The organism is Amycolatopsis balhimycina FH 1894 (assembly GCF_000384295.1).
In the GTDB taxonomy this organism is placed as follows: Bacteria; Actinomycetota; Actinomycetes; order Mycobacteriales; family Pseudonocardiaceae; genus Amycolatopsis; species Amycolatopsis balhimycina.
Window position 1 is genome coordinate 10,829,465 of the sequence record NZ_KB913037.1, and the last position, 19,028, is coordinate 10,848,492.

General features: G+C 70.5%; 8 protein-coding genes. 3 read left to right on the forward strand and 5 right to left on the reverse strand.

The annotated features are described in order from the left end of the window. Positions 1–18 precede the first annotated feature (18 nt). The 5 genes from A3CE_RS0149545 to A3CE_RS0149565 all read right to left on the reverse strand — a co-directional run bounded on the left by A3CE_RS0149545 (position 19) and on the right by A3CE_RS0149565 (position 6,481). On the reverse strand, positions 19–1,521 hold the full coding sequence (locus A3CE_RS0149545; RefSeq protein ID WP_026469635.1) for a tryptophan 7-halogenase: 1,503 nt from the start codon (positions 1,519–1,521) through the stop codon (positions 19–21). A gap of 176 nt (positions 1,522–1,697) precedes the next feature. Beyond that, positions 1,698–2,723 carry an ABC transporter permease subunit gene (locus A3CE_RS0149550; RefSeq protein WP_026469636.1) on the reverse strand — a complete coding sequence of 342 codons (1,026 nt, stop codon included), beginning with the start codon at positions 2,721–2,723 and terminating at the stop codon, positions 1,698–1,700. Continuing rightward, positions 2,720–3,655 carry an ABC transporter ATP-binding protein gene (locus tag A3CE_RS53115; protein WP_051183856.1) on the reverse strand — a complete coding sequence of 312 codons (936 nt, stop codon included), beginning with the start codon at positions 3,653–3,655 and terminating at the stop codon, positions 2,720–2,722. Before A3CE_RS53115 ends, A3CE_RS0149550 begins: the two co-directional genes overlap by 4 nt. A 34-nt stretch (positions 3,656–3,689) precedes the next feature. After that, entirely contained in the window at positions 3,690–5,642 is a 1,953-nt protein-coding gene (locus A3CE_RS0149560) for an ABC transporter ATP-binding protein (protein ID WP_020647584.1), read from the reverse strand. Next, positions 5,639–6,481 carry an alpha/beta fold hydrolase gene (locus A3CE_RS0149565; protein ID WP_020647585.1) on the reverse strand — a complete coding sequence of 281 codons (843 nt, stop codon included), beginning with the start codon at positions 6,479–6,481 and terminating at the stop codon, positions 5,639–5,641. Before A3CE_RS0149565 ends, A3CE_RS0149560 begins: the two co-directional genes overlap by 4 nt. A 247-nt stretch (positions 6,482–6,728) precedes the next feature. On the opposite strand from A3CE_RS0149565, the gene A3CE_RS0149570 reads away from it, so the two are divergent. The 3 genes from A3CE_RS0149570 to A3CE_RS57635 form a co-directional block, all read left to right on the forward strand. After that, entirely contained in the window at positions 6,729–7,001 is a 273-nt protein-coding gene (locus A3CE_RS0149570; RefSeq protein ID WP_020647586.1) for an acyl carrier protein, read from the forward strand. After that, positions 6,998–13,267, forward strand: a complete 6,270-nt coding sequence (locus A3CE_RS53120; RefSeq protein WP_169524078.1) for a non-ribosomal peptide synthetase — start codon at positions 6,998–7,000, stop codon at positions 13,265–13,267. The genes A3CE_RS0149570 and A3CE_RS53120 overlap by 4 nt, the downstream gene beginning before the upstream one ends. Before the next feature lie 14 nt (positions 13,268–13,281). Further along, positions 13,282–19,028: non-ribosomal peptide synthetase (locus tag A3CE_RS57635; RefSeq protein ID WP_020647588.1), on the forward strand; the 5,747-nt coding region annotated here is incomplete at its 3' end.

Consider the following 19,028-nt stretch of genomic DNA (forward strand, 5'->3'; position numbering starts at 1 on the left):
TCCGTGCGCGGCGGCGCGTCATCGGTCCGGCCCCGGTTCGTGCCACGACAGGCCGTCGGACGAGGCGACGAGACCGCCGTCGAAGACCGGGACCTCCTCGCCGGCGTCCGCACCGAGCTGTGCCCTCGTCTGCACCTGCGAGCCTGCCTGCATCGCGTCGCGCACCACCGTCGACCGGAACAACGGCGCCATGTTCTCTTCGCGCTCGCCGACCAGCGTGTCGACGGCCTCGGCGAACTCCGCCGACCGCCGCTTGAGCCGGAGGACGCCCGATTCGGTGTCGGAGAGGTCGAAGTCGGTGCTGGACATCCCGGCCACGAGCTCGACGAACGACTCCAGCTCGGTGTGGCTGCTCTTGGTCACCTTCTTGGCCGACCAGAAGTAGGAATCCTCGTCGATGTGCATGTCGTAGAAGGAGGTCAGGAACTCGTAGAAGACGCCGTACTCGCGGCGGTACCGCGCCTCGAACTCGCCGAACGCCCGCTGTTCGCCGGTCGTCCCGGCCAGGACGCTGTTGATGGAGCGGGCCGCCAGCAGCGCGCTGTAGGTGGCCAGGTGCACCCCGGAGGAGAACACCGGGTCCACGAAGCAGGCCGCGTCGCCGACGAGGACCATGCCCGGCCGCCAGAACTTCGTGTGGTGGTAGGAGTAGTCCTTGCGTACCCGCAGCTTCCCGTACTGGCCGGTCGTGACGCGGGTGGCGCCGGCGAGGTACTCGTCGATCAGCGGGCACTCGCCGACGAGGGTGCGCATCGCCGCCTCCGGGTCACCCTGGACCTTTGCCGCCTCCTCCCGGCGGACGACCGCGCCGACGCTGGTCAGCGTGTCGCTGAGCGGGATGTACCAGAACCACCCGTGGCTGAAGGCGACGCACAGGATGTTGCCGGAGTTCGGCGGTGGCAGCCGCTTGCCGTTCTCGAAGTACCCGAACAGGGCCAGGCTGCGGAAGAAGTCCGAGTACTGCCGCGAGCCGCCGACCCGTTTGCCGATGCGGCTGGTGTTGCCGGAGGCATCCACGACGTACCGGGCCGACACCTCGCCCGCGGTGCCGTCCGGACCGGTGTAGCGCAGCCCGCTCACCCGCCCGTCCCCGTCTTCCACGACGTCGGTCACCGTGTGGTTCTGGCGCACGTCGGCACCTTTGCGGGCGGCGTTGTCGAGCAGGATCTTGTCGAACCGGCTCCGTTCGACCTGGTAGGCGAACGAGGTCGGCCCGGCGACCTTGGACGAGACGGAGAAGGCGAAGTTCCACGGCGTCGGGTTGCTGCCCCACCGGAAGGTGCCGCCGCGCTTGTGGGGGAAACCCGCATCGGCGAGTTCGCCGGTCACGCCGAGCAGCCGGCAGATGCCGTGGATGGTGGACGGCAGCAGCGACTCGCCGATCTGGTACCGGGGGAAGGTTTCCTTCTCCAGGAGCAGGACGCGATGACCGCGCAGGGCGACCAGTGTCGCGAGTGTCGAGCCCGCCGGGCCGCCGCCGACGACCACCACGTCGAATTCCTCGTGTCGTGCCGTACTCATTCGGCCTCCCGGAACACGGTGCCGTACCTGATTCGACGGCGACTTCTGGTTCAGGATTACACAAGATTTGCCGGTCGCCCAGTTCCGGCACTTCTTCCCGTGGACACCCGGGAGGTTTCCGGTATTGGGAACAGCGCCGCCGGTGACAATTCCCGGCGGCGCCTTTCCGCGACGTATCAGTTCACCCTGCGTCGGATTCGCCAGAGGCTGACCCCGGCGAGAACTCCGCTGAGCGCGAGGTAGATCGCGGTCTCCAGCGTCTGGAACGTCCAATAGCGACTGTTGGGCTGGTAGCTGACGTCGACATGGAGGTCGTACTTGGCCAGGCACACCGCGGCGTCGCCGAATGTGCCACCGGCGCCGGTCTTGGGCGGGGTGTTGATGCAGTCGCCGAACTTTCCGTCTTCGAGCGTCCGGCCGTTCGCGGTGCGCAGCGGGCTGGTGCCGGCGATCCACGCGTCGGGCGTGTTCGGGATGCGCACGCCGTTGATGACCGAGCCGCCGGCGATGCTGCCCAGGCTTTGCGCCTCGTTGATGGCCTCGGCGGTCATCGGCAGCGTGGCGTGCTCCGCCGGCACGATGTTGGGGCGCACCACGTTGGCGAAGAAGAACTGGAAGGCGATGAAGGCGACGAGGGTCAAGGCCATCGCGGGCAGGGTCCGCCGCAGCAGAAGCCCGGCGAGGGTGCCGAAGGTGAACGCCAGCGCGGCGTAGCCGATCGGTGCGATGTTGCGCGCGCCGAACACGAACGTGCTGAACTGGTTCTTCACCACCTCGTCGAACGGCGCGGCCGCCCAGGTGAGCATGGCCCCCGCTGCCCCGGTCAGGAGCATGGCGGCGAGGCCGACGACCAGCACCTTGGTGAGCAGCCAGCGCGGGCGGGGAACGCTTTGGTTCCACGCCAGCGTGTGCGTGTTCGCCTCGAGTTCCCGCGCGATCAGCGGCGCGCCCCAGAACGCCCCGATGACGGCGGGGATCAGCGCGAGCCCTGCCGCGAGGAACAGCAACGTGTTCTCGTAGGCGCCGCGGAACTGGGCCGTCGCCTGTGCGCAGTCGGTCCGGCCGTGGCACTTGGCCTGGAAGATGTCGTACCCGTCGCGGACGTCCGTCCCCACGTAAACCAGGTACGCGACGATCACGGCCAGCGCCACGGCGCCGACCAGTGCCTGGACGCGGAACTGCCGCCAGCTCAACCACATCATCGGCGGGCCTCCCACACGTCGGTCGCGGCCTCGGCACCCATGCCCGAGCCGTAGCCGGTGGCCGCCCTGGTCATGTACGCGAGGACGAGTTCTTCGAGCGAAACCCGCTCGGCCACGTAGGGCAGCGGCCCCGGGGCGGCACCCGTGCGGACGATCGAGTGGCTGTAGTGACCGCGGTGCTCGGTTCGGATGACTTCGACACCCGGGGCCAGCCGGTCCAGCCCCTCGCGCGGCCCGACCAGCCGGGCGTGGCGGGCCAGCAGATCACGGACGTCGCCCGCGACCTGCACGCGTGATTCGCACAGCACGATGAGGTAGTCGCAGACCTGCTCGATGTCGTCGAGCAGGTGCGAGGACAGCACGGCGCTGGCGCCGAGCTCGACCACGAACTCCATCAGGTTCCGCAGGAACCCTTTGCGGGCCAGCGGATCCAGCGCCGCGGCGGGTTCGTCGAAGATCAGCAGTTCGGGACGTTTGGCGGCCGCGATGGTCAGCGCGAGCTGCGCGCGCTGACCACCGGACAGCTGCCCCGCCTTCTGCCCCGGGTTCAGCCCGACCTGCCTGATCCTGCGCTCGGCCAGTGCCGGGTCCCACGCCGGGTTCATCTTGGCACCGAATTTCAGGTGCTCGGCCACGCTGAACGACCCGTACACCGGGGTGTTCTGCGCGACGAAGCCGACTCTCGCCAGGTGCGTCGCGTTCGCCGCCGGAGGAGACCCGAGCACGGTCAGCGATCCCGCCGTCGGCTCGATCAGCCCGCAGGCCAGGTGCAGCAGGGTCGACTTGCCCGCCCCGTTCGGGCCGACCAGCCCGATGACCCGGCCGGAGGGGATGGTGAGGTTCACGTCGTCGAGCGCCGGCTTGCCGCGGCGGCCGTACTTCTTGGTCAAGCCCTCTGCGTGGAACACCGGAGGGGCGTCTGCGTGTGGCATGTCCTCATCCTCGGGGCCCGCGGTCGCCCCGGCATCAGCCCAAAGCACGGTTCCCGCTCTTGGCAACCCCCCTTTCGGCCGGTTCCGCGTCGAGATCCCGCTGCTGGGCGAACTGCGTCCGGTAGAGCTCCGCGTAGAGCCCGCCGGCGGCGAGCAGCTCGTCGTGCGTGCCGCGCTCCCGGATCCGCCCCTGGTCGATCACCAGGATCTGGTCGGCGTCGAGGATGGTGGACAGCCGGTGCGCGATGACCAGTGACGTGCGGCCGGCGAGCGCGGTCCGCAACGCCCGCTGGATGGCCAGCTCGGATTCGGAGTCCAGGTGCGCGGTCGCCTCGTCCAGTACGACGATCGGTGGTGACTTGAGCAGGAGCCTGGCCAGTGCGAGCCGCTGTTTCTCGCCGCCGGACATCCGGTAGCCGCGGTCGCCGACGACGGTGTCCAGGCCTTCCGGCAGCTGGGCGATCGTCGGCCAGATCCGGGCCGCCTCGCACGCCTCGACGATCTCGGCCTCGGTGGCGTCCGGGCGTGCGTACAGCAGGTTGGCCCGGATCGTGTCGTGGAACAGGTGCGCGTCCTGCGTGACCACGCCGACCATGCGCCGCAGCGAGTCCAAGGTCAGCTCCCGGACGTCGTGCCCGCCGATCCGCACCGTGCCGGAGGTGGCGTCGTAGAGCCTCGGCACCAGGTGGGTGATCGTGGTCTTGCCCGCGCCGGACGGCCCGACGAGCGCGGTGAGCCTGCCCGCCGGGGCGTGGAAGGTCACCTCGCCCAGCACCAGCGCGTTCTCTCCGGACTCCGGCTTGCGCGACGGCACCGCCTCGAGGGAGGACAGGGACACGTCCCCGGCGGCTGGGTAGCGGAAGGCGACCCGGTCGAACTCGACGGGCGGCGCGATACCGTCGTCCGGTTCCGGGGCCGGCAGCGGGCGGGCGTCCGGCCGCTCGGAGATGATCGGGTCCAGGTCCAGCACCTCGAAGACGCGGTCGAAACTGACCAGCGCGGTCATGACGTCGACCTGGATGTTCGTCAGCTGGTTTATCGGGGCGTACAGCATCATCAGCAGGCCGACCATCGCCACGAGCGTGCCGAGCTGCAGGTCACCGTCGATGACGAACCAGCCGCCGAAACCGTAGACCATGGCGGTCGTGATCGTGGTGAGCAGGGTGACCAGGATGAACAGCAGCCGTCCGTGCACGGCCATCGAAATGGCGATGTCACGGACCTTCGCGGCCCTGCTCGAGAAGTCCGCGGCTTCCTCGTCCGGCCGGCCGTAGAGCTTGACCAGCATCGCGCCGGACACGTTGAACCGCTCGTTCATCGTCGAGCCCAGCTCGGCGTCGGTCTGCATGCCGGTGCGGGCCAGCCGTTCCAGCCGGGCGGCGATGATCTTCCCCGGCAGGAAGAAGATCGGGATCAGGACGAGTGCCACCAGCGTGATCGGCCACGACAGGTAGAACATCGTGCCGAGCACCAGAACCAGCGTCAGCACCGTGGACAGGGACTGCGTCAGCAACGTCGAAACGGCCCGCTCCGCGCCCACGACGTCGGTGTTGAGCCTGCTGACCAGCGACCCCGTCTGCGTGCGGGTGAAGAACGCCAGCGGTTGCCGTTGCACGTGCGCGAACACCTTGGTGCGCAGGTCGAAGATGAGGCCCTGGCCGACGCGGCCGGAGAACCAGGTCTGTGCGTAGATCGCCACGATGTTCAGCAGGGCGAGCCCGGTGACGAGCAGGGCCATCGTCACCACGACGGACATCTTGCCGGGGATGATGCCGTCGTCGATGATCCCCTTCAGGAACAGCGGGGTCGACACCGTGATGACCGCGTCGACCACGGTCACCAGCATCACGATGACCAGCGACCAGCGATAGCGCATGGCGTACGGGATGATGCGCTTCACTGTGCCGGGCTTGATCGGCTGTGGCTCGACCAGGCCCTCCACGCGCAGCCCGATCGTGCCAAGGCTCGGGTCGTCTCCAATGGTCACGAAAGCCCTCCTCGGTTGTTGTCGAGAAACTCGGTGATCGCCGCGTTGACCGCGTCCGGGCGTTCGAGGCAGCCGAGATGTCCGCAGCCGGGGATCTCGGCCAGGTCGCAGCGGGGGATCGCCTCGGCGACCTCCGCACCGAGGTGCGGCGGGGTCATGAGGTCGTCGGCGAAAGTCACGACCCGGCAGGGCGCCGTCACCTGACGCAGCGCCGCACGGCGGTCGCCGGTGAGTTCGGCCCACGTCTGCCCGGCGGCCGCGATCCCGGTGCCCGCCAGTTCGAAGACCTCCAGCCAGCCGGCCACGGCTCTGTCGTCGTCGAGCGTGGCCGGCGAGAACATCTTGAACACCGTCGTGGCGGCCTCGTACGCGGCGGGCAGCCGCACACCGCTTTCCACCAGCGCGATCTCGGCCTCGGTCTGGGCCAGCCTGGCGGCGTCCGCGCGGGCCCTGGTGGCGATCAGCACCGCGCACCGGACGAGTTCCGGGTGCTCGATCGCGAGCTCTTGGGCGATCATCGCGCCCAAGGACATGCCGACGATCCGGCAGGGCGCCAGATCCAGCGCCTCGATCAGGCCTCTGGTGTCGGCGACCAGCTCCGCGAGCGGGTACTTGCCCGGCGGCGCGTCGGAGGGCGGGATGCCGCGGTTGTCGAACACGACCGTGGCGTAGCCCGCGGCGTGCAGCGCGGGCGTCTGGTGCATCGTCCAGACGCGGCCGGAACAACCGGACCCCATGATCATGAGGACCGGTTCACCGCTCCCCGAACGTTCGTACGCGAGCCGGATCCCGTTCACGGTGACGAAATCCGTGGCACGCCGGTCAGCGGCATCGCCCATGCCATTTCCTCCAGCCTGATCGCCGTCGGGCGTGCGATGCCGCGTCCGTCCCGGTTCAGGAGCGGCTCACTATGGCATCGGGGCGGGACGGGGGTACAGGGTCCCGGCGGCCGTCTCTGACACCGGTGCCGGCGCGTCCAAATGCGGGCCGGCCTTCGGTTGGACGTCCACGGATGCCCACGCCGCCGGTTGATGGGCCGCCTCGGCCTGGGTCATATTGAGTCGCCTCGAGCCCTAGGAGGCTGCTGTGTCCGACGCCGACCTGACCGCCATCCCCCTGACACCCGAGAAGATCCGCTCCTGGCTCATCGAGCGCGTCGCGCACTACGCCATGGTGCCCGCCGAGGAGATCGAACCCGACGTTCCGCTGGCGAACTACGGCTTGGACTCGGTGTACGCGTTCGCTCTGTGCGGGGACATCGAGGACATGCTCGGCCTTCTCGTCGAACCTGTGCTGCTGTGGGATGTCGACACCGTCAGCGCGCTCACGGCCCACCTCGCCGCGCTGGCGGCGGCGTGAGCGGACGGGGCACGCCGGGGCCGGACCCGGTGCCGTTGACCGCCGCGCAGCTCGGCGTCTGGTACGCCCAGCGGCTCGAGCCGGAGAACCCGGTCTACAACATCGGCGAGTACCTGGAGATCCGCGGCGACGTGGACGTCGACGTACTCGTGGCGGCACTGCGCCGGGCACTGGCGGAGGCCGAGACGTACCGGCTCCGGTTCCGGCTGGAGAACGGGATGCCGCGGCAGTACGTCGACGCGGGGACGGACCACCGCATCCATGTGGCCGATCTCGGCGCCTCGGCGGACCCGCGCGCGGTGGCCGGGGAATGGATCGCGGCCGACCTGGACCGTCCGGTGGATCTCTTCGAGGGGCCGCCGTCCGCCCACGCGGTGTTCCGGCTCGGACCGGACCGGGTCCTCTGGTACCAGCGGGTGCACCACGTCGTCCTCGACGGGACGAGCCTGTCGACGTTCGCGGCGCGCGTGGCGGACGTCTACACGGCACTCGCCGCCGGACGGGAACCCGTCGACGGAGTGCTCAAGCCGCTGTCGGTACTGCTCGACGCGGACCGCGCCTACCTGGGTTCCCCCGTTGCCGAGCGGGATCGGGCGTTCTGGCTCGAAGCGCTGTCGGACGTGCCGGAACCCGGCGGGACCGGTGCGGGCCGGCACCTGCCGCCGCGTCCCGCGCTGCGGATCGAGGAGATCGACGCGGCCGAGGCCGCTTCACTGAGAGCGGCGGCGCGCCGGCTGCGCACGAGCTTCGCCGGGCTGGTGCTCTCCGCCGCGGCGCTGTACCGGCAGCGCACGGCCGGAGAGCGTGACGTCGTCCTCGGCCTCCCGGTCGGCGGGCGGACCTCCGGGCAGGAACTCGGGATCCCCGGGATGACCTCCAACGTGGTGCCGCTCCGGCTGGCGATCCCGCGGGGCGGCACCGTCGGTGCGTTCGTCCGGCAGACTTCGCACGCCGTGTTCGCCTGCCTGCGCCACCAGCGGTACCCCTACGGCAGGATCCTCGCGGACCTCGGCCTCGTCGGCCGGGGCTCCCTGCGCTCCCTGAGCGTCAACGTGATGCCGCTCGGCCGTCCGCTGCGCTTCGGGGCCGCCGTCGCCACCCGGACCGGCCTGTCGAGCGGACCCGTCGAGGACGTGGCCATCGACGTCTTCGAGCGGGCGGCGGGCGGTGGCGTGCAGATCATCGCCGAGCTGAACCCGGAGCTCCACGACCCGGAGTCGGGAGCGGAGATCGCCCGGAGGTTCCGCCTCACGCTGAACGGCCTGGCCGCCGCGTCGTCCACCGGGCGTCTGGATCGCATCGACGTCCTGGACGACGGCGAGCGGCGGCACGTACTCGTGGACTGGAACCGCACCGACGCCGTCGACCCCGGCGGGACAGCGCTCGATCGGTTCCAGGCACACGCGGCGCGTCACCCGGACGCGGTGGCGGTGGTGTGCGGCGAGGTGGAGGTCACTTACCGGGAACTGGCCGAACGGGCCGCCCGGCTGGCGCGGTCGCTGCGTGAGCGCGGAGCCGGCACCGAGTCGGTGGTCGCCGTGTCCTTGCCACGCGGGCCCGAACTGGTGACGGCGATCCTGGCGACCTGGCTGGCCGGGACGGCGTACCTGCCGATCGATCCGGACCATCCCGCCGAGCGTGCGGAGTTCATGCGGACCGACGCCGGCGCCGCGGTGCTGATCGGTCCCGGCGGTTTGCGCGGCCGGGCGAAGGAGCCGGAAGCCGTGCCTGCTCCGGCCGTGGTGCCCGAACAGCTGGCGTACGTGATGTACACGTCCGGTTCGACAGGCGTGCCGAAGGGCGTCGCGGTGACGCACGCGGGGCTGGCTAACTACCTCGCGTGGGCGGCCGGATTCTACGGGCTCGACGCGGGAGACCGGGTGCCGCTGCACTCCTCGCTCGCGTTCGACCTCACGGTGACGAGCGTGCTGGCGCCGCTGGTGTGCGGTGGCACGGTGGTGATCAGCCCCGGAGGCGGCCCGGAGGGGCTGGCCGAACTGGTGCGATCCGCCCCGGACGGCGGGTTCGGCCTGGTGAAGGTGGTGCCGGGGCACCTGCCGCTGCTGGCCGAAACCTTGCCGGCAGGCCTGCGGGCAACGGCGGCGAGGCGGCTGGTGGTGGGTGGAGCGGCGCTGCCCGGCGCCGATGTGCGGGCCTGGCTGGCGAACGCGCCCAGCACGGTCGTGGTCAACGAGTACGGGCCCACCGAGACCGTGGTCGGCTGTTGCGCGTTCGAGGTGGCCGCGGGCCGGCCGGTGGGCGACACGGTACCGATCGGCAGGCCCATCGCGAACACCCGGCTGTATGTGCTGGACGACGCGCTGGGGCCGGTTCCGCCGGGCGTGACGGGGGAGCTGTACGTGGCCGGTGCCGGTGTGGCGCGCGGTTACGTGGGCCGCCCGGGACTGACCGCGGAACGGTTCGTGGCCTGCCCGTTCGAGGACGCGGCGGGGCGGATGTACCGGACGGGCGATCTGGCGCGGTGGACCGCGGCCGGGGTGCTGGAGTTCCTCGGCCGGGCCGACGAGCAGGTCAAGATCCGCGGCTACCGGGTCGAGCCCGGCGAGATCGAGGCGGTGCTGACCCGGCATCCGGCGGTGGCGCGGGCGGCCGTGGTGGCCACCGGCGAGCCAGGTGATCGTGTGCGGCTGGTGGCCTCCGTGGTGCTCCGCCCCGGGGCGGGCGTGGACGTGCTGGAGCTGCGCCGGTTCGCCGCACGCGTGCTGCCGGACCACATGGTGCCCTCGATCGTGCAGGTACTCCCGGAGCTTCCGTTGTCCCCCAGTGGAAAGGTGAACCGGCGAGCCTTGCCGGTCCCCGAGGTGGTGGTGCCGGACCGGGCACCCCGCACCCCGCGGGAAGCGATTCTGTGCCGGCTGTTCGCCGAGGTGCTCGGGCTGGCGAGTGTGGGCGTCGACGACGATTTCTTCGCACTGGGCGGGAATTCGCTGGCCGCGACGCGGCTGATCAGCCGCCTGTCCGCCACCCTCGGCCGGGATGTGCCCATGCGGACGCTGTTCCAGGCACCCACGGTGGTGGAGCTGGGGGCCGGGCTGGACGGGTACGCCGCCGCCCGTCCGGCCCTTCGGCCGGTGCCGCGCCGGGATCCGGTGCCCTTGTCGTCGGCCCAGCGGCGGCTGTGGTTCCTGCACCGGATGCAGGGCCGGTCGGCGACCTACAACGCTCCGCTGGGTCTGCGGATCACCGGCGCGCTGGATCGCGCGGCACTCGAAGCGGCGCTGGCCGACGTCGTGGCCAGGCACGAGGCGCTGCGCACCGTTTTCCCGGAAACGGACGGGACGGCCGGCCAGCGGATCCTCGGCCCCGACGAGGCCCGGCCGCGGCTGGTGGTCCACGAGGACGTTCGTGCCGGACAGCGAGAGCCGGCCGCTCGCCACGTGTTCGACCTGGCCACGGACCTGCCGTTGTGGGCCGAACTGTCCGTGACAGGGCCGGACGAACATCTGCTGGTGCTGGTCGTCCACCACATCGCGGGTGACGCCTGGTCGATGGGGCCGCTGGCCCGTGACCTCGCCGCCGCGTACGCCGCGAGAAGCCAGGGCAAAGCGCCCCACCTGCCGGAGCTGCCGGTGCAGTACGCGGACTACGCGATGTGGCAACACGCCCTCCTGGGCCGGGCAGACGATCCGGACAGCCTGCTCGGCCGCCAGGTGAGCTATTGGCGGGAACGGCTGGCCGGGCTGCCGGTACGGCTGCGGCTGCCCACCGACCGGCCACGCCCCGCCGTGGCGACCCATCGGGGCGACCTGCTGCCGTTCCGGATGACCCCGCGCCTGCACCAGGCTCTGGTGGAACTCGCCAGGGAGCGCGGAGCCACCCTGTTCATGGTGGTGCACGCGGCGCTGGCCGCGCTGCTGGCCAGGCTCGGCGCGGGGGACGACATCCCGATCGGGGCGCCGATCGCCGGACGCCACGACCCGGCGTTGGACGACCTGATCGGCTGCTTCGTCAATACGCTGGTGCTGCGGACCGACACCGCAGGCAACCCGTCCTTCCACGACCTGCTGCTGCGGGCCAGGGAAGTCGATCTGGCCGCCTACGACAACCAGGACGTCCCGTTCGAACACCTGGTGGAGGTGCTCAACCCGGAGCGTTCGCCGGCACACCACCCGCTCTTCCAGGTCGGCCTGACCCTGCAGGACATGTCGTTCGCGGCGTTCGAGCTACCGGGCCTCGGCACCCGGCCGGAACCGGTCGGCACCGGCACGGCCCGGTTCGACCTGATGGTCAGCCTGACCGACCGCTACGGCGAGGACGGCGTGCCGTCCGGTGTCGAAGGGACAGTGGAGTACGCCACCGATCTGTTCGACCGGGAAACGGTCCGGACGTGGGCGGAGCGGCTGATCCGCCTGCTGGAGCAGGTGGCCGAGGATCCCCGGCGGCGGGTGGGTGAGCTCGACCTGCTGGCACCCGGCGAACGACAGCGGCTGCTGGACGACGTCGACGACGTGGCTCCGCAGGTACCCGACGGGACTTTGGCGACGTTGTTCGAGGCGCAGGCGGCCGCCTCCCCGGACAACGTGGCCTTGACCTTCGACGGTGCCGAGCTGTCGTACGCGGAACTGGAGGCGCGGGCGAATCGGCTGGCTCGGAAGTTGGTTGGTCTGGGGGTGGGTCCGGAGTCGGTGGTGGCGTTGGTGCTGGGGCGTTCGCCGGAGTTGGTGGTGGGGATGTTGGCGGTGGTGAAGGCGGGTGGGGCGTATTTGCCGGTGGATCCGGGGTTGCCGCTCGAGCGTATCCGGTTTGTGGTCGAGGATGCCGGGGCGATGCTGGTGGTGGATTCGCTGGAGTTTTTCGCCGACGTTGCCGGGTTTGATGCGGGGCCGGTGTGTGATGTGGATCGGATTGTGCCGCTGCGTTCCGAGCATTCGGCGTATGTGATTTATACGTCGGGTTCGACCGGGAGGCCGAAGGGTGTGGTGGTGCCGCATCGTAATGTGGTGGCGTTGTTCGCGGCGTCGCGTGGGTTGTTCGGGTTTGGTGCGGGTGATGTGTGGTCGTGGTTTCATTCGTTTGCGTTTGATTTTTCGGTGTGGGAGTTGTGGGGGGCGTTGCTGCACGGCGGCCGGGTTGTGGTGGTGCCGTTTGAGGTGTCCCGTTCTCCGCGGGAGTTCTGGGGTTTGCTGGAGCGGGAGCGGGTTACGGTGTTGAGTCAGACGCCGTCGGCGTTTTATCAGCTGATGGCGGTCCGGTCCGATCGTGTGTTGGGCGATTTGCGGGCGCTGGTTTTTGGTGGTGAGGCGTTGGAGCCGGGACGGCTGACCGGTTGGTGGGAGCGGTACGGCGAAGCTGGGCCGCGGTTGGTGAACATGTACGGGATTACCGAGACGACGGTGCATGTCACTCATCACGATCTCGCTCCGGATATTCAGGGCAGTGTGATCGGGCGTGGTCTTCCTGGTCTGTCGGTGTTCGTTCTGGATGAGTGGCTTCAGCCGGTGCCGGTGGGTGTGGTGGGTGAGTTGTATGTGGCTGGGTCTCAGGTGGCTCGGGGGTATGTGAATCGTGCGGGGTTGACGGGTGAACGGTTCGTGGCCTGCCCGTTCGTGCCGGGGCAGCGGATGTACCGGACGGGGGACCGGGCTCGCTGGACCGCTGATGGGCAGCTGGTGTTCGCCGGCCGGGCGGATGATCAGGTGAAGATCCGCGGCCACCGGGTCGAGCCGGGGGAAGTGCGGGTCGTGCTCGCCGAAAGCCCTGTGGTGGCGCAGGCCGTCGTGACCGCGCGGGAGGACGTCCCCGGGGATGTCCGCCTGGTCGCCTACGTCGTTCCCACCGAGGAAGCGAAGGACACCGGCACGGCCGGAGAGATCGCCGGGAAGGTCCGCGCACACGCGGCAGCGCGGCTCCCCGGTTACCTGTGCCCGTCGGCCGTCACGGTGCTCGACGTCTTGCCGAGCACACCCAACGGCAAACTCGACGTAGCCGCACTGCCCGCACCGGACTACGCGTCGGCTCGCCGCACGAGCCGGGGCCCCGCCAACGAACGCGAGGCGGCGCTGTGCGCGGCGTTCGCCGAGATCCTCGCCGTGCCCGAGGTCGGCGTGGAGGACGACTTCTTCGTGCTCGGCGGCCATTCCCTGCTCGCCACCAGGCTCGTCGCCCGGGTCCGCGCGTCGATGGGTGCCGAGCTGCCGATCGAGGAACTGTTCGCGACTCCCACGCCGGCGGGACTGGCCACCTGGCTCGCCGAGCACGGCGACCGGACCGAACACATCAGACCCGCGCTGCGGCGGATGCGTTAGTCAAGGAGGGGCCGATGATTCCCGCGTCGTTCGCACAACAGCGGCTGTGGTTGCAGTGGCGGATCGAAGGGGCGGGCGCCACGTACAACAGCCCGGCGATCTTGCGGTTGACCGGACCGCTGGACCGGGCGGCCCTGGCCGCCGCGCTGCGCGACGTGATCGTCCGTCACGAAGCACTGCGCACCGTCTTCCCCGAGGTGGACGGCGAGCCGTACCAGCAGATCGTCGAGCCCGGTGAGCTGGTGTGGGACCTGTCGGTGGTGCGGGTGACCGGGGCCGAGGACCCGGCGTCACGCCGGCGGCTTCCCGCCCTGCGTGAACTGCGGTGGGACCGGCCCGCGGAGCTGCCCTCGGTCGAGGCGGCCGTCGAGCTGCCCGGCCCGGAGATCGACGCGAGCGAGCTGCCCGCCGCGGTGGCGCGGGTGGCCGCGTTCGCCTTCGACCTGTCCGCCGAGATTCCGGTGCGCGCCTGGTTGTTCGCGCTGACACCGGAAGCACACGTGCTCGTGGTGGTCATCCACCACATCGCGACCGACGGCTGGTCGGCGGGCCCGTTCGCGCGGGACCTCGCCGCCGCGTACGCGGCGCGTGGCGCGGGCCGGGAACCGGAGTGGGCGAGCCTGCCCGTGCAGTACGCGGACTACACGTTGTGGCAGCGGGAGCTGCTCGGCGCGAGGGACGACCCGGACAGCCTGCTGTCGCGGCAGCTCGGCTACTGGCGCGACGCACTGGCCGGAGCACCCGAGGAGCTGACCCTCCCCGTGGATCGTCCGCGCCCGGTGGAGCCGTCACACCGCGGGCACGCGATCGGGGCCGGTGTTCCAGCGGCGGTGCACGGCGAGCTGGTCGCCCTGGCCCGCCGACGCCGTGCCACGCTGCCGATGCTCCTCCAGACCGGGCTGGCGGTGACGCTGGCCAGGCTCGGCGCGGGACATGACATCCCCATCGGGACACCGACCGCCGGGCGTTCCGACGAGGCCCTCGACGACCTGGTCGGGTTCTTCGTCAACACGCTCGTGGTCAGAGCCGATCTGTCCGGGAACCCGACGTTCGCCGAGGCCATCGACCGCGTGCGCGCCACCGCGGTGCGCGCCTTCGCCCACCAGGACGTGCCCTTCGAGCGGCTGGTCGAGGAGCTCGCCCCCGTCCGCACACTGGCTCGACATCCCCTGTTCCAGGTCGTCCTCGCGCCGCTGGACGACGGCACCGCCCTTGAGGTCCCCGGCCTGCACGCCGAAGTGCTCTCGATCGGCCGGACGACGGCCAAGTTCGATCTGGAAGCGACACTGGGCGAGGTCTTCGACGAAACGGGGGCACCGGCGGGGATCCGCGGCGTGGTCACCGGCTCGGCCGACCTGTTCGGCGCCCACACGGTGGAACGGATCGCGGGCTGTCTGGTCCGGGTGCTGACGGCGATGGCCGCGAACCCGGATCTGCCCGTCGACGCGGTGGAACTGCTGGACGCGGCCGAACTCGCCCAGCTGGTGGGCGAGTGGAACGACACGGCAGTGTCCGTTTCGGACACCTCGGTGCCGGACGCCTTCGCCGGACGGGCGATGGCGGATCCGGACGCGGTGGCGGTGGTGTGGGACCGGGGCGCGTTCACCTACGGAGAGCTGGACGCGCGTTCGGACCGGCTCGCGCGGACGCTGGTGGCCGCCGGGGCCGGGCCGGAATCGGTGGTCGCGGTGCTGATGGAGCGTTCGGCCGACCTGGTGGTGGCGTTGCTCGCGATCCTCAAGGCCGGGGCCGCGTACGTGCCGCTGGACACGGGCTGGCCGGAAGCGCGGATGCGCGCGGTGCTCGAAGACGCCGGCGCCGCGGTACTCGTGGTGCACGAGGCGACGGCCCGTCATGAACTCGGCCTCACGGCGATTCCGGCCGATGCCGACATGGACGCCGTGGTGAGCCTGCCCAGTGAGGTACCGCCCGATGGGGCCGCGTATGTGATGTATACGTCGGGGTCGACGGGGGTGCCGAAGGGTGTTGTGGCCACGCACGGGGATGTGGTGCGGCTGGCGAAGGATCGCTGCTGGGGTGGGACGCCGCGGGTGTTGTTTCATGCGCCGCATGCTTTTGACGCGTCGTCGTACGAGCTGTGGGTGCCGTTGTTGTCGGGTGGCACGGTGGTGGTGGCGCCGGTCGAGCGTGTGGACGCGGCGGTGCTGCGGCGGCTGATCGCCGGGTACGAGCTGTCCCATGTGCATGTGACGGCGGGTCTGCTCCGCGTGCTCGTCGACGAGGACCCGGGCTGTCTCGCCGGGGTGCGTGAGGTGCTCACGGGTGGGGACGTGGTTCCGGCGGATTCGGTGCGGCGGGTGCTGGAGGCGAATCCCGGTGTGGTGGTCCGGCATCTGTATGGGCCGACCGAGGTGACGTTGTGTGCGACGCAGCATGAAGTGCGTGTTGCCGGTGAGATCGCCGGTGTTCTGCCGATCGGACGACCGCTGGACAACACGCGGGTGTACGTGCTGGACGAGAGACTGGCTCCGGTCCCGGTCGGTGTGGCCGGTGAGCTGTACGTCGCGGGTGCGGGTGTCGCGCGTGGGTATCTGAATCGTCCGTTGTGGACGGCTGAGCGTTTTGTGGCGTGTCCGTTCGGTGGTGCGGGTGATCGGATGTATCGCACGGGTGATCGGGTGAAGTGGGATGCGGATGGTCGTCTGGTGTTCTCTGGGCGCGCTGACGATCAGGTGAAGATTCGTGGTTTTCGGGTGGAGCCGGGTGAGGTCGAAGCGGTTCTCGCGGGACACCCGGCGGTCGCGCAGGCGTCGGTGGTCGTCCGGGAAGACGTCCTGGGCGGCAAACGGCTCGTCGGCTACCTGGTGCCCCAGGACGGCCCGGTCGCCCAGGCCATCCGGGACTACGCGTCCGAGCGGTTGCCGGACTACCTGGTCCCCTCGGCTTTCGTGGAGCTGGAGCAGCTCCCGTTGACGGTCAACGGGAAGGTGGACCGGGCGGCACTGCCGGCGCCGGAGTACCCGGCGGGGGTGGGCCGCGCTCCGGCGAATGTCGTCGAGGAGCTGCTGTGTCAGGCGTTCGCCGACGTCCTCGGGCTGGCGTCGGTCGGGGTGGAGGACGATTTCTTCGCGTTGGGCGGGCATTCCCTGCTGGCGATGCGGCTGGCGAGCCAGGTGCGCGTGGCGCTGTCGGTGGAGTTGCCGCTGCGCGCCCTGTTCGAGGCTTCCACACCCGAGCGCCTGGCGGTCCGGCTCGCCGGGGTCACCGCGCCGGGACGCGCGGCGCTGGTGGCGCGGGACCGGCCGGAGCCCATGCCGTTGTCGTTCGCGCAGCGGCGGTTGTGGTTCCTCGGACAGCTGGAGGGGCCGAGCCCCACCTACAACATCTCGATGACGCTGCGCCTGACCGGGGCCTTGGACAGGGCGGCGCTCGCCGCGGCGCTGCGTGACGTGGCCGAGCGGCACGAGGTGCTGCGTACGGTGTTCCGGAACGCCGGGGGAGAACCGTACCAGCGGGTGCTTTCGGTGGAAGAGTGCGGGTTCGCGCTGGATGTCGCCGAGGTGGCGTTCGGGGATCTCGACGGCGCGATCGCGGAGGTGACGGGGTACGCGTTCGACCTGACCGCGACGCCGCCGGTACGGGCGTCGTTGTTCCCGGTCGCGCCGGATGACCACGTTCTGGTTCTGGTGGTGCACCACATCGCGGGCGACGCCTGGTCGATGGAGCCGCTGGCCCGCGACGTGTCCTCGGCGTACGCGGCGCGACTGGCGGGCGAGAACCCCGCGTGGGTGCCGCTGCCGGTCCAGTACGCCGATTACACGTTGTGGCAACGGGAACTCCTCGGCGAGGAAGCCGATCCCGAGAATCTCATGTCGCGTCAGATAGCGTACTGGCGAGATGCCCTCGACGGGGCGCCGGCGGAGCTGGACCTGCCCGCCGACCGGCCCCGTCCCGCCGAGACCTCGCGCCGCGGGCACCGCGCCGACGTCGAGATCCCGGCGGCCCTGCACCGCGCACTGGTGGAGCTGGCGCGCGCCGAGGGCGTGACCGTGTTCATGGCGCTGCAGGCCGCGTTCGCCGTGACGTTGTCGCGGCTGGGCGCGGGCACGGACATCCCGATCGGTGTCGCGGTGGCAGGCCGGACCGACCAGGCCCTGGAGGACCTGGTGGGGTTCTTCGTCAACACGCTGGTGATGCGGACCGACCTGTCCGGCGATCCCAGCTTCGCCGAGGTGCTCGGCCGGGTCCGGGAGACCTCGCTGTCGGCGTTCGCGCACCAGGACGTGCCGTTCGAACGGCTCGTGGAGGAACTCGCCCCCGTCCGCTCCCTCGCACGTCATCCGTTGTTCCAGGTCATGATGACCCTGCAGAACACCGGCCGGGCCGAGGAGCCACCGCTGGTCCTGCCCGGTCTGCGGGCCGTGGCACTGCCGTCGGAGGCCGGGTCGCTCGAGTTCGATCTCGATCTCAGCCTCGGCGAGACCTTCGACCCGGCAGGTGAGCCCGCGGGCATCGACGGCTCGCTCATCGTGTCCGCCGGCCTCTTCGACCGGGACACCGCGGCGCGGCTGGTGGAACGGCTGCTCCAGGTGCTGTCGACGATGACACGGGACCCCGGTACCCGGATCGCCGGGATGGACGTGCTCGGCGTGGACGAGCGCCGGCGGATTCTGACGGTATGGAACGCAATGCCGGTGTCCGTACCGGATGTGTCGGTGCCGGAAGCGTTCGCCGGTCAGGTGGCCCGTGCGCCGGAGGCCGCCGCGCTGGTGTCCGGTGACGTGACGCTGGGTTACGCCGAGCTGGACGCGCGGGCCGAGCGGCTGGCACGGGTGCTGGTCGTCTCGGGAGTGGCGCCGGAGTCGGCCGTCGCGGTGCTGATGGAGCGTTCGGCCGAGCTGGTGGTGGCGTTGCTGGCGATCTTGAAGGCCGGTGGGGTGTTCGTGCCGCTGGATGCCGGCTGGCCGGTCGCGCGGATGTGCGCGGTGGCCGAGGACGCGGGCGCCGCGATGCTGGTACTGCACGCGGCGACGGCGGACCATGCGTTCGTACGCGTGGGCGAGCTGGAAACGCTGTCCGCCGACCGCCTCCCCGACGTGACCGGTGACGTGGTGCTGTCGTCCGTGTCGCCCGCCGCCGCCGCGTATGTGATGTATACGTCGGGTTCGACGGGTGCGCCGAAGGGTGTTGTGGCCACGCATCGGGACGTGGTGCGGTTGGCGTGGGATCGGTGTTGGGGTGAGACGCGGCGGGTGTTGTTTCATGCGCCGCATGCTTTTGACGCGTCGTCGTATGAGCTGTGGGTTCCGTTGCTGTCGGGCGGGACTGTGGTGGTGGCGCCGGAGGAGCGTGTGGACGCGGCGGTGCTGCGGCGGCTGGTCACGGACCGGGACTTGACGCACGTGCATGTGACGGCGGGTCTTTTCCGGGTGCTGGCCGAGCAGGATCCGTGGTGTTTCTCGGGTGTGCGTGAGGTGCTCACGGGTGGGGACGTGGTTCCGGCAGGCGCGGTGCGCCGGGTGCTGGAGGCGAATCCGGGTGTGGTGGTCCGGCAGTTGTACGGGCCGACTGAGGTGACGTTGTGTGCGACGCAGCATGAAGTGCGTGTTCCCGGTGAGATCGACGACGTGCTGCCGATCGGACGCCCGTTGGACAACACGCGGGTGTACGTGCTGGATGACACGCTTCGGCCGGTTCCGGTCGGTGTGGCCGGTGAGCTGTATGTGGCGGGTGCGGGTGTCGCGCGTGGGTATCTGAATCGTCCGTTGTGGACGGCTGAGCGTTTTGTGGCGTGTCCGTT